Here is an 11,902-nt window from a genome sequence, read left to right on the forward strand (position 1 = left end):
CATCAGGAAATCCATCAAAAAACCATCAATGGATTGGACATGGCATGACGCATCCGTTTCCCGTCAAGGTCGTGGCGCTGCAGGCTGGCGTCAGCGTGGCGACCGTCGACCGCGTGATCAAGCAGCGCGGGGGCGTACACGCCAATACGGTGCGCCGCGTGATGCAGGCGCTCGATGAACTGGCGCGGCAAAGCACGCAGGTGGGCCTCGCCGGCAGGAAGTTCATGCTCGACATGCTGATGGTGGCGCCGCGCCGTTTTACGGATGCCGTGCGCGCCGCACTCGAATCGGAACTGCCGTCCCTGCATCCGGCCGTGCTGCGCTCGCGCTTTCACCTGCATGAAACCCTGGAAGTGGACGGCATCGTCGACCAGCTGGAACGCATCCGCAAGAACGGCAGCCACGGCGTGCTGCTGAAAGCGCCGGACTTGCCGTCGGTGGCCGAGGCGGTGGACCGGCTGGCGGCGGCCGGCATTCCCGTGGTGACCCTGGTGACGGACTTGCCAGCTTCCGCGCGCCGCGGCTACGTGGGCATGGATAACCGCGCGGCGGGCGAGACGGCCGCGTGTCTGATCGGCCAGTGGCTGGGCGCGGGCCAGCGGCCCAGGAAACAGCAAGTGCTGGTCACCCTGAGCAGCAACCGTTTTCATGGCGAGGAAGAGCGCGAGATCGGCTTTCGCCGCGCGCTGCGCGAACGGCACCGCCATTTATCCATCGTCGAAGTGAGCGAAGGCCACGGCATCGATGGCGCCACGGGGGCGCTGGTGCGTGAAGCACTGGCTACGCATCCAGGCATCGCCGCCGTGTATTCGATCGGCGGCGGCAATGCCGCTATCGTGCAGGCATTCGCGCAGGCGGGCCGGCCGTGCAAGGTCTTCATCGGCCACGACCTCGATACGGACAACGTGGCGCTGCTCAAGTCGGGCGCCATCCAGGCCGTGCTGCACCATGACCTGGGCCAGGACATGCGCCGCGCCTGCCAAGAGATACTGCGGGCGCAGGGCGCGCTGCCGGCCCTGGCGCAGGTGCCGCCCTTGTCCGCCATCCAGATCGTCACGCCATGGAACCTGCCGCGCTGAACGGGGTGAATTGACAGTTACCCGGGGCTGGCCGATACTCGCCGCTTCGCTCATCGCTCACCTCAGGAAGGAATCTCCCGATGTCCGTCACTCCGCAATTGTGCAAGACCGTGCTGGTAGCCGCACTCTCCATCGCGTTTACCATGCCCGCCATGGCCGCCGTCCCTGCCACTGCCGGCGCTTCATCGGCCTGGGTTGAAGCGAGCAACCGCAACGCGGCCATCGTGCTGGCGGCGCAGGCGCAGTTTTCGCCCGAAGACGCCTCCGACACGGGCTTGGCCCAGTACGACGGCCTGGCCGCCGACCTGGGGCCGAACATCACCGAGCGCCATGTGGCGGCCATGCAGAAGGCGCGCGCGCAATTGCAGCAAAAGCTGGAACTGGAACGCGACGAGCGCATACGCCAGGACCTGGAAATCCTGATCGGCGCCGTCGACCAGGAAATCATGGGCACGCAGCTGGAAGCCAAATACACCCTGCCGTGGGTCGATGTGCCGCAAATGGTCTTTGGCAGCATGCAAAGCCTGCTGCAGGAGCAGCGTCCGGCAGCGCGCCGCGCCAAGGCACTCGAACGCCTGCAACGCTACGTGGGCCAGTTCCCGGGCAGCACGCCGATCACGGCGCAGGCCAAGGCGCGTTTCACGGAAAAGATCGGCCAGCCTGGCCTGGCGGGCCCCGTGCGCCTGCAGGTGGAACAGTCGCTGGAAAACGTGCCGACGTATATCGCCGGCATCCGCAAGCTGTTCGCCGACATGAAGATCACGGGGGCAGAAAGCGCGTTGGCGGCCATGGAGCAGCAGCTGAACGAGTATGCGGCATGGGAAAAGCAAGTGGTGCTGCCCCTGTCGCGCACGGATTTCCGCATGGCGCCCGAGCTGTATGCATTCCGCCTGAAACAGGTGGGCATCGACATCGAGCCGCGCGCGCTGGTCGAACGGGCGCAGGTGGCCTATCTGGAAACGCGCGCCGCCATGCAGGCGCTGGCGCCCGTGGTGGCGGCCAAGCTGGCCTTGAAGGGCGTCGACGGCACGGACTACCGCCAGGTGCTGCGCGCGCTGAAAAGCGATTCCATCCCCAACGAGCAGCTCGAAGCGCACTACAAGGGTGTCAATACGCAGCTGGAACAGCGCATCGCCTGGCAGCGCGTGGTCGATATTCCTGCCCGCGCCATGACCATGCGCCTGGCGTCCGCCGCAGAATCGGCGGCCCAGCCGGCGCCGCATATGCGTCCGCCTCCGCTGATTGGCAATACGGGCGAGCACGGCCAGTTCGTCCTCCCCGTCAGCAATCCGGCCGCCAGCGGCAAGGGCGAAGCGTATGACGATTTCAATTTCGCGGGCGCCGCCTGGACCCTGAGCGCGCATGAAGGCCGCCCTGGCCACGAGCTGCAGTTCAGCGCCATGGTGGAGCGGGGCGTATCGCAGGCGCGTAGCCTGTACGCGTTCAACAGCGTCAACGTCGAAGGCTGGGCGCTGTACGCGGAAGCGGAGATGATCCCGTACGAGCCGGCCGAAGGCCAGTTCATCGCGCTGCAGTTCCGCATGCTGCGCGCGGCGCGCGCCATGCTCGACCCGATGCTGAACCTGGGGCAGGTCACGCGCGAGGAAGCGGGGCGCATCCTGACGGATGAAGTGATGCTGTCGAAACCGATGGCGCGCCAGGAGCTGGACCGCTACACCTTCAACATGCCGGGCCAGGCGGGCAGCTATTTCTATGGCTATACGCGCATCCTGCAGCTGCGCGCGGAAACGGAGCTGGCGCTGGGCGAGAAATTCGACCGCCTGGCGTTCAACAACTTCCTGCTGGGGCAGGGCTTGCTGCCGCCGGACTTGCTGGCCAAGGCCGTGCGCGAACACTTCATCCCCGAGCAGAGAAAAGCCAAAAGCTGACGCCATGGCACGGGAGCGGCAGGGAAGGGGAATTTTGCCGCTATTGTCCGCGGGCCAGTCGTATAATGACGCTCATTGTGCTGGCCCACCCAGGAGTTCCACTTGCAGCTACCGATCCGTTATCCGAACATGCCGCAACTGCTGCTGAAGGCCCGCGACAGCCTGCTCCAGCATTTCCGCCCCATCCTCAATCACTTCGGCGTGACGGAGCAGCAGTGGCGCATCATGCGCGCGCTGAATGAAAGCCCGACCCTGGAACCGCGCGAGCTGTGCGAGATCTGCCAGATTTCGAGCCCCAGCATGAGCGGCATCCTGGCGCGCATGGAAGAGATCGGCCTGATCGGGCGCAGCAAGTTCGAAGGCGACCAACGCCGCCGCAAGGTGCACCTGTCCGAAGCGGGCGCCAGTTTGCTGATGCAGATGGGTAAGCTGATCGACCTGCAATATGCGCATCTGGAAGCGGCGTACGGCAAGCAAGTGTTTGAAGACATGCGCCGCGCCCTGGAAGCGTTTATTGCTCTTGAAACTCTGCCGGTGGCGCCCGCCATCCTGCGCTGAGCGGCAACCCCGCTCCCATCTTTCCCTTTCCGTACGGCCTTCGGGCGCGTGTTTTTCAGCATGCGCTGCCGCTGCTTTTTCCATGCCTGTTCCTGTGATTTCCCCGTGCTGCCGGGCGTGCGTCCGCACGTCTGCCGGATTTGCTATAAGACACAAGAAAGTTTTGCTATAAGACTAAGCCCTACAGTCAATCACTTACATATGAGTAAATAAGCGTATAATTTGCTTCACTTGATCCAAGTCAAGAAGAACAGCGGACGCCCATATCCATGGATGGGGCGGCAACGCGGCGCCACGCCCGTATTTCGCCAGATAAAACAGCAAAGTCAGGAAAAAAATGAACACACCATGCATGCGCGCTGCGGCGCTCGCCGTCTCCACGCTCGTCGGCGCAAACGTTTGCGCCCAAAGCAATGTCACCATCTACGGCGTGGTCGACGCGGCCACCGCGTACGCGAGCAACCAGGGCGGCAAGTCGACTACCTATATGCGCAGCGGCAGCTTGTCCGCCAGCAAGATCGGTTTCCAGGGCGTGGAAGACCTGGGCGGCGACCTGAAGGCGCTGTTCCTGCTGGAAAACGGCTTTGAAAGCGATACAGGCGCGCAAAGTTCGGCCAGCGCCCTGTTCAACCGCCAGGCCTATGTGGGCTTGCAATCGGCAGCCTACGGCACCGTGACGGCGGGCCGCCAGTACACGCCGTACTACCTGCTCGTGGGTTCCCTGGCGTCGAGCAACGTCTTGACGGGCGCCACCGGCGCCCACCCGGGCGACATCGACGGCCTCGACACGACCGTGCGCATCAGCAATTCCGTCACCTACAGCATGCCCGCCTGGCGTGGCTTGCAGGCCAGCGCGCAATACGGCTTTGGCGAAGCGGCCGACGGCAATGCCGTGGGCAGCAGCTTCAGCGCCGCCGTCAAGTACAGCACGTCGCCAGCCGAATTCGCGCTCGGCTACCTGAAACTGAAAAATGGGAAGAACGGCGCCGGCTGGAGCGATAACGCATCGGGCAGCTTCGGCATCTCGGCCCTCAACCAGGGCTACGCCTCGGCGGAAAGCATAACGTTCATCGCCGCCAGCGCGCGCTACACCATGGGCAAGTGGATGGTGGGCGCGAATGCCAGCAACGTGCAATACCAGGCGGGCAGCCGCTCGGCCTTCCGCGACACGGTCATCTTCAACACTGCCGGCCTGATCTCGAGCTACCAGCTGACGCCGCAGTGGTTCCTGTCCGCCGGCTACAGCGACACCTTCGCCAGCCACGCCAACGGCATCGCCGATCGCGCGCGCTACCGCCAGCTGTCGTTCGAACAGAATTACGCGCTGTCCAAGCGCACGGCGATCTATCTGATCGAAGCGCGCCAGCTGGCGCGCGGCCAGACCCTGGGCCAGGACGGCGCGATCGTCAACGCCGTCGCCTCGGTCGGCGATTCGCAAAACGGCACGCCGTCGTCGAACGGCGGGCAGACGGTGGTGATGGTCGGTCTCAAGCATTCTTTCTGAACGGTTGCTGAACTCACGGGAGCTTCAATTGGACGCTACACACAATAAGGAGGGCCGCGGCCCTCTGAATCCCGGCCGCCGCATGGTGCTGGCCGGCCTGCTGTCGGCGTCGGCCGCGGCGCTGATTCCCTGGGCGCTGGCCGAACCGGTCGCCAATGCGGAGCAGGGCGCTTTCCTCGGCGTGTCGGCCATGCTGGTCGGGCGCCAGGTGCTCGACCCTGTGCTGGCCACACGCCTGTATGACGCGCTGGTGGCGCAGGACGCCGCCTTCCCCGCGAAGGTGCGTGCGCTGCTGGCGCTGATCAATGCGCAGGGCCTGCAGGCGGCCGGCTTGCAGGAAGCGCTCGACGCGCTGGACCCGGCCCAGTCGCCGCTGGCGGCCTTGCCGCGCCAGATCGCCAGCGCCTGGTACCTGGGCATCGTCGGCACGGGCGAGGCGGCCGTCTGCGTCGCCTACGAGCAGGCCTTGAACGCGGCCGTCGTCGCCGACGTGCTCAAACCTCCCACGTATTCCTACGGCGCCTACGGCAGCTGGGCCAGAAAACCAATTTAAGGAGCCATCATGGCTGAAGAACTCTCCGCCGATTACCTTGTGATCGGCTCCGGCATCATCGGTTCGCTGGCTGCGCGCAAGCTCGCGCTGGCCGGTGCCTCGGTGCTGATACTGGAAGCGGGTCCGCGCGTGTCGCGCGGCGAAATCGTCGCCCGTTTCCGCAACACGACGCGCCGCAGCGACTGGATGTCGCCGTATCCATCGGTGGCCACGGCGCCGCACCCGATCTACCAGCCGAAGGACAACGGCTACCTGGTGCAGGCCGGCCCGTATCCATACCCGGCCGAATACATCCGTCAGTTCGGCGGCACTTCGTGGCACTGGGCCGCGCAAGCGTGGCGCAACGTGCCGAACGACTTCCGCATCCATACCCTGTATGGCGTGGGCGTCGACTGGCCGATCAGCTATGAAGATCTGGAGCCGTTCTACCAGGAAGCGGAAGAGATCATGGGCGTTTCGGGTGCCGAGAACACGGGTTCGCCGCGCAAGCAGCCATTCCCAATGGACTCCGTGACGGAACCGTACGCCATGCGCCGCATCCGCGAGCGCCTCGACCCGTCGTTCAAGGTGGTTGGCAACACGGTGGCGCGCAACAGCGTCAGCTACGATGGCCGCCCGGCCTGCTGCGGCAATAACAGCTGCCAGCCGATCTGCCCCATCGACGCGCAATACCATGGCGGCATCGCCGCGCTGCAGGCGGAAGCAGCGGGCGTCAAGATCGTCTGCAACGCCAACGTCTACAAGCTGGAACACGATGCGCAGGGCCGCATCACGGCCGCCCTGTACTACGACGTCGACAAGAAGAGCCACCGGGTCACGGCCAAGACCTTCATCCTGGCCGCGAACGGCATTGAAAGCCCCCGTTTGCTGCTCGTTTCCGCCTCGGACAAATACCCGAACGGCCTGGCCAACAGCAGCGACATGGTGGGCCGCAACCTGATGGACCACCCGAGCACCTCGATCACCTTCGACGCCGATGAAGACCTGTGGCTGGGCCGGGGGCCGCAAAGCCCCAATTCCATCAACACCATGCGCGATGGCGATTTCCGCAGCCGGCATTCGCCGTACCGCCTGGATTTCACGAACATCTCGAGAGTCGATGGCGCCACCAGGGAATTGATCGGCAAGGGTGTGTTTGGCGAAGCATTCGAACAGCAGCTGCGTTTCCGCTCGGCGCGTGAAATGAGCTTGAAAAACGTGCTGGAAGTACTGCCGAACCCGGCAAACCGCATCGCCCTCAGCAGCGAGAAAGATGCCATGGGCATTCCCAAGCCACAGGCGCATTATGCGATCGACGAGTACACCAAGCGGGGCCACGAGCGCTCGAAGCAGGATTTCGAGCGCATCGCCAAGCTGATGGGCGGCACCAATCTGCGTCACAGCAAGGAAGGCGTGTTCGCCAACAACCAGCACATCTGCGGCACCCTGTCGATGGGTTCCGACCCGGCCAAGGCCGTATGCGACCAGTGGGGCCGTACTTTCGACCACGCCAACCTGTTCCTGTGCAGCACGGGCGTGCTGCCCACGTCCGGCACCTGCAATTCGACGGAAAACGGCCTGGCCGTGGCCCTGCGCACCGTCAAGCATATCCTCGACGAACAACAGGGAGGCACGGCATGATGGCGATCTTCAGACTGGCGGCCGGCGCCGCCTTGCTGTCCCTGGCCTTGCCCGTGCTGGCGGCACAAGCGCCGGGCGCGGACGTGCAGGCGATCGAACGCGGCCGCTACCTGGCCACGGCCGGCGACTGCATCGCCTGCCACAGCGTGCCTGGCGGGAAGCCGATGGCGGGCGGCCTGGCCCTGGCCACGCCGCTGGGCGCCATCGTCGCCACCAACATCACGCCGTCGACAACGCATGGCATCGGCAACTACACGCTGGCGCAGTTTTCCGCCGCCGTGCGCCACGGCGTGCGGGCCGACGGCGCCAATCTGTACCCGGCCATGCCCTACACGGCCTACGCCAAGGTGACGGATGACGACACGGCCGCCCTGTACGCCTACTTCATGCATGGCGTGGCGGCAGTGGACACGGCGCCGGCGCAAAAGACGGACTTGCCATTCCCGTTCAATATCCGTTTGTCGATGGCGGGCTGGAATCTGCTCTTCCTCGATAAAAAACCGTTCGTGGCCGATGCGTCGAAAAGCATGGAGTGGAACCGTGGCGCCTACCTGGCGCAAGGCCTGGCCCACTGCGCCACGTGCCATACGCCGCGCAACGCGCTGATGGCCGAGCAGCTGTCGAAGGAGCTGGGCGGCGCCGACCTGGGCACCTGGTATGCGCCGAACATCACGTCGGACGTCAACAGCGGCATCGGCAGCTGGAGCCAGCAGGAACTGGCCGGCTACCTGCGCTCGGGCCGCGCCGCGCACCGGGGCCAGGCGGCAGGCCCGATGGCCGAGGCCATCGACCATAGCCTCAAGCACCTGAGCGACGCGGACTTGAACGCCATCGCGCACTACATCAAGAGCGTGCCCGCCATCCGCGACAAGGCGGACGTGAAACCGGTGACGCAATGGGGCCAGGCTGGCGACGAGTTGAGCAGCATCCGCGGCGTGCCGCTGCCGCAAAACCTGAACACGATGTCGGGTGCGCAGCTCTACGATGCGCAGTGCGCCAGCTGCCACCAGGCCAAGGGCGAGGGCAGTTTCGATGGCAGCTTGCCGCCCCTGTTCCACAACTCGGCGACGGGCCGCGGCAACAGCAATAACCTGGTGATGGCGATACTCGATGGCGTGGAACGGCAGGGTGGCAAGGGTAGCCATGCCGGCCACCTGATGCCCGCATTTCGCCAGACCCTGTCGGACGAGCAGATCGTCACCCTCGGCAATTACGTGCAGCGGATGTACGGCAATCCCGCCATCAAGGTGACGGCGGAGCAGGTGACGACCTTGCGCAATGGCGGCGCACCGTCGAACCTGATCGGCCTGGCCCGCGCGGGCATCATCGTCGGCGTGCTGGTGCTGCTGGCTTTGCTGCTGTGGTGGCGGGGTCGCAGGCGCAAGGAAACATCAGCAGCGTAAAAAGACGTCCTGAAGCAAAGGCTGGGGCCAGACTGAAAAGTCTGGCCCTTTTTTACGCAAAAATTTGCAACTGGTTTGCATCTGTGGGGATTATGTACTATCATTAGTTACATGAGGCGCGACAGCAAACTATCATCGATCCTCCATGTGCTGCTGCACATGGCCCATGCGGGACGCCCGATGACGTCCGAGGAACTCTCCGGCTACCTGGATACGAACCCCGTGCTGGTGCGGCGCGTGATGGCTGGCTTGCGCGAGCGCGGCTACGTGGCGTCGGACAAGGGCCATGGCGGCGGCTGGCGCATCGTCTGCGACCTGCACAAGGTGACCCTGCAAGACATCTACGTGGCCGTGGGTTCGCCCACCATCTTCGCCATGGGCAACCGTGTCGATCAGCCGGGCTGTTTGGTCGAGCAGGTTGTCAACCAGTCGCTGGCCGGCGCCTTCGATGAAGCCGAGGCGCTGCTGATCCAGCGCTTTGGCGCCGTCACCCTGGCCGACCTGGCCGACCGTTTCAGCCAACAATACGCCACCCACAAAGGAGCACCACATGCACATTCCTGAATCGCCTGGCATCCCGTTCGATGCCATCATCGTTGGCGGCAGCTACGCGGGTCTGTCCGCCGCCACGCAACTGGCGCGCGCCCGCCGCCGCGTGCTGGTGATCGACGGCGGCCAGCGGCGCAACCGTTACGCCAGCCATTCCCACGGTTTCCTGACCCAGGACGGCAGCGGCACGGCCGCCATCGCGGCCGAGGGCAAGGCGCAGTTGATGGCGTATGCCACCGTCACCTGGCTGGACGGCATGGCCGTGCAGGCGGCGGCCAGCAGCGATGGCGATGGCTTCGGCGTGACCCTGGCGGACGGCCATGTCGTCCACGGCCGCCGCCTCGTGCTGGCCACCGGCGTGATCGATGAACTGCCGCCCGTCGATGGCCTGGCCGAGCGCTGGGGCGGCAGCGTCTTTCACTGCCCGTATTGCCACGGCTATGAACTGGAGCAGGGCGCCATCGGCGTACTGGCCACCGGCCCCCTGTCCATGCACCATGCCTTGATGCTGCCCGACTGGGGCACGGTCACTTTTTTCCTCAATGGCGCGTTCGAGCCTGATGCGGCGCAGCTGGCGCAACTGGAGGTGCGCGGCGTCAAGCTGGTGCGTACGGCCGTGGCGCGGATCGACGCGGTGGCCGACGTGGTCATGGCCGATGGCAGCCGCCACGCGATGGCCGGCCTGTTCGTGGCGACCCGCACCCGCCTGGCCAGTTCCCTGGCCGGCGAATTGGGCTGCGCGCTGGAAGAGGGGCTCATGGGACCGTTCGTGCGCACCGACGAGCAAAAGGCCAGCAGCGTGCCTGGCGTCTTTTGCTGCGGTGACGCGGGCCGCATGGCGGGCAGCGTGGCGTTTGCGGTGGCCGATGGCGCCATGGCCGGCGTGGCGGCGCACCGCTCGCTGATGTTCGGACTCGATCAGGCGGCAAAACCGCCATCGATCTTCAGCCCGGCGCCCGTGACGAACGCCGCTTCCGCGCTGGCCAGATAGGCGACCATGCCGGCGATTTCATCGGCCGTGCCGTGGCGGGCCAGGGCCATCAGGCCGTGCATCAGGTCGGCAAAGTCGCCCGTCGGCGGGTTCATGTCCGTGGCGACGGGGCCCGGTTCCACATTATTGATGGTGATGCCGCGCGGGCCCAGGTCGCGCGACAGGCCTTGCGTCAGGCCGCTCAGCGCCGATTTGCTCATGGCGTAGGCGGCCGCGCCGCCGAACGGCATGCGGTGCGCATTCGTGCTGCCGATATTGATGATGCGCCCGCCCGTCGGCATGTGCGCCACGGCCGCCTTGATGGCGACGAAGACGGCGCGCACGTTGACGTTCAAGGTCTTGTCGAAGTCTTCCAGCGAAAAATCGTCGATGGCGCCAGGCAGGAACACGCCCGCATTGTTGACGAGGATGTCGACACGGCCAAACTGCGCCGCCACCTTGGCGATGGCCGCCGTCAGGGCGGAGGCGTCGGCCGCATCGGCCTGCACGCCCAGGGCCTTGCCGCCGGCTGCCTCCACTTTGGCGGCCAGCGCCTGCGCTTCGGCGGCGGAGCTTTGATAGGTGAAGACGACGTTGGCGCCCTGGCTGGCAAGGCGGCGTACGATGGCGGCGCCGATGCCGCGCGAGCCGCCCGTCACGAACGCGATCTTGTCTTGCAGTGGCAGGGAGGTGCTGATGGTGGCTTGGGTTTGCATGATGAGCTTTCTGAGTGGGGAGTCGAGGAATTCAGTATCTGCCTTTCATTCCTGCCGCGCTAGCCATGAATCGCTACAATCACTTTCAACCATTGGTATCAAATGAGCGGGTAGAATAGGCGCATGGAAGCCCTCAATCACTTGCAATCGTTTGTGTTGTCTGCCGAGCTGGGCAGCTTTTCGGCCGCCGCGCGCCGCCTGGGCCTGACGCCAGCGGCCGTCAGCAAGAACGTGGCGCGGCTGGAAGCGAGCCTGGGGTTGCGGCTGTTCCAGCGCAGCACACGCCGTTTGACCCTGACGGAAGGGGGCGAGCGCTTCCTGCAGCAGATCGGCGGTGCCCTGTCCACCTTGCGCGAAGCGATTGCCGGCGTGGCGGAAGAGGGCGGCCAGCCGGCCGGCATACTGAAAATCAGTATGGCGCCGTCGTTCGGACGCAGCTATGTGGTGCCCTTGCTGGGCGACTTCATCGCGCGCTATCCCGGCGTCATTCCCGACTGCCATTTCGACAACCGGCAAGTGGACCTGGTCGGCGAAGGGTTTGACGTGGCCATCGGCGGCGGCATCGAGCTGACGCCGGGCGTGGTGGCGCGCGAACTGGGCCACGCCCACATCGTCGCCACGGCATCGCCCGCCTTCATGCGGGGCAAGGCCATGCCCATGCACCCGTCGGACCTGGCACAATTCGACGGCGTGGCGCGCCGCTCGGCCGGCAGCGGCCGATTGCGCAGCTGGATACTGCGCGACGGTTCGGGCGGCGAAGGCGTGGCCGAATGCCGGCCGCGCGCCATTTTCGACGATCCGGAAGCGATGGCGCAGGCGGCCATTCTTGGCGTCGGCGTGGCGCTGCTGCCCATGCCGCACGCGCTGGCCCATTTGCGCAGCGGCGCCCTGGTCCGGCTGCTGCCCGGCTGGCATGCCGATTCCGGCCCTTTGTCCGTGTACTATCCGAGCAAGAAACTGCTGCCCGCAAAGACGCGCGTGTTCGTCGATTTTTTGCTGGAACAGTTCCGCCAGCGCGATTTCGCCGCGCAGATACGGCCCGATTAATCGATGAAAAATCT

The 11,902-nt window shown here is 65.4% G+C and carries 11 protein-coding genes; 10 read left to right on the forward strand and 1 reads right to left on the reverse strand.

Features of this window, described 5'->3' with window-relative positions; all coding sequences use genetic code 11:
• Positions 1–44: 44 nt before the first annotated feature.
• The 9 genes from V3C40_RS02680 (at position 45) to V3C40_RS02720 (ending at position 10,146) form a co-directional block, all read left to right on the forward strand.
• Entirely contained in the window at positions 45–1,079 is a 1,035-nt protein-coding gene (locus V3C40_RS02680) for a LacI family DNA-binding transcriptional regulator (protein WP_331776421.1), read from the forward strand.
• An 80-nt stretch (positions 1,080–1,159) separates the two neighbouring features.
• The gene (locus V3C40_RS02685; RefSeq protein WP_331776422.1) at positions 1,160–2,968 is read left to right on the forward strand and encodes a DUF885 domain-containing protein; all 1,809 of its coding nucleotides are present in this window, start codon (positions 1,160–1,162) and stop codon (positions 2,966–2,968) included.
• Positions 2,969–3,070: 102 nt separating this feature from the next.
• Positions 3,071–3,526 carry a homoprotocatechuate degradation operon regulator HpaR gene (gene hpaR / locus V3C40_RS02690; RefSeq protein WP_223278727.1) on the forward strand — a complete coding sequence of 152 codons (456 nt, stop codon included), beginning with the start codon at positions 3,071–3,073 and terminating at the stop codon, positions 3,524–3,526.
• A 337-nt stretch (positions 3,527–3,863) separates the two neighbouring features.
• Positions 3,864–5,030 carry a porin gene (locus tag V3C40_RS02695; RefSeq protein ID WP_331776423.1) on the forward strand — a complete coding sequence of 389 codons (1,167 nt, stop codon included), beginning with the start codon at positions 3,864–3,866 and terminating at the stop codon, positions 5,028–5,030.
• Positions 5,031–5,058: 28 nt separating this feature from the next.
• Positions 5,059–5,583, forward strand: a complete 525-nt coding sequence (locus tag V3C40_RS02700; protein WP_331776424.1) for a sugar dehydrogenase complex small subunit — start codon at positions 5,059–5,061, stop codon at positions 5,581–5,583.
• Between the two features lie 9 nt (positions 5,584–5,592).
• On the forward strand, positions 5,593–7,203 hold the full coding sequence (locus tag V3C40_RS02705) for a GMC family oxidoreductase (RefSeq protein ID WP_331776425.1): 1,611 nt from the start codon (positions 5,593–5,595) through the stop codon (positions 7,201–7,203).
• Positions 7,200–8,606 carry a cytochrome c gene (locus tag V3C40_RS02710; protein WP_331776426.1) on the forward strand — a complete coding sequence of 469 codons (1,407 nt, stop codon included), beginning with the start codon at positions 7,200–7,202 and terminating at the stop codon, positions 8,604–8,606. The genes V3C40_RS02705 and V3C40_RS02710 overlap by 4 nt, the downstream gene beginning before the upstream one ends.
• A gap of 111 nt (positions 8,607–8,717) precedes the next feature.
• The gene (locus V3C40_RS02715; protein WP_331776427.1) at positions 8,718–9,170 is read left to right on the forward strand and encodes an RrF2 family transcriptional regulator; all 453 of its coding nucleotides are present in this window, start codon (positions 8,718–8,720) and stop codon (positions 9,168–9,170) included.
• Positions 9,157–10,146 carry an NAD(P)/FAD-dependent oxidoreductase gene (locus V3C40_RS02720; protein WP_331776428.1) on the forward strand — a complete coding sequence of 330 codons (990 nt, stop codon included), beginning with the start codon at positions 9,157–9,159 and terminating at the stop codon, positions 10,144–10,146. Before V3C40_RS02715 ends, V3C40_RS02720 begins: the two co-directional genes overlap by 14 nt.
• Here V3C40_RS02720 and V3C40_RS02725 read toward each other — a convergent pair.
• A complete protein-coding gene (locus V3C40_RS02725) occupies positions 10,074–10,841 on the reverse strand; it encodes an SDR family oxidoreductase (RefSeq protein ID WP_331776429.1) in 768 nt (255 codons plus the stop codon). The two genes, V3C40_RS02720 and V3C40_RS02725, sit on opposite strands and share 73 nt — an antisense overlap.
• Before the next feature lie 123 nt (positions 10,842–10,964).
• Between V3C40_RS02725 and V3C40_RS02730 the strand changes: the two genes are divergently transcribed.
• Complete coding sequence (locus V3C40_RS02730) at positions 10,965–11,888, forward strand: LysR family transcriptional regulator (RefSeq protein ID WP_070302670.1); 924 nt, start codon at positions 10,965–10,967, stop codon at positions 11,886–11,888.
• The last annotated feature ends 14 nt before the right edge of the window (positions 11,889–11,902 follow it).

Origin of the sequence: Janthinobacterium sp. LS2A, from assembly GCF_036543145.1 — a bacterium.
In the GTDB taxonomy this organism is placed as follows: Bacteria; Pseudomonadota; Gammaproteobacteria; order Burkholderiales; family Burkholderiaceae_D; genus Janthinobacterium; species Janthinobacterium aestuarii.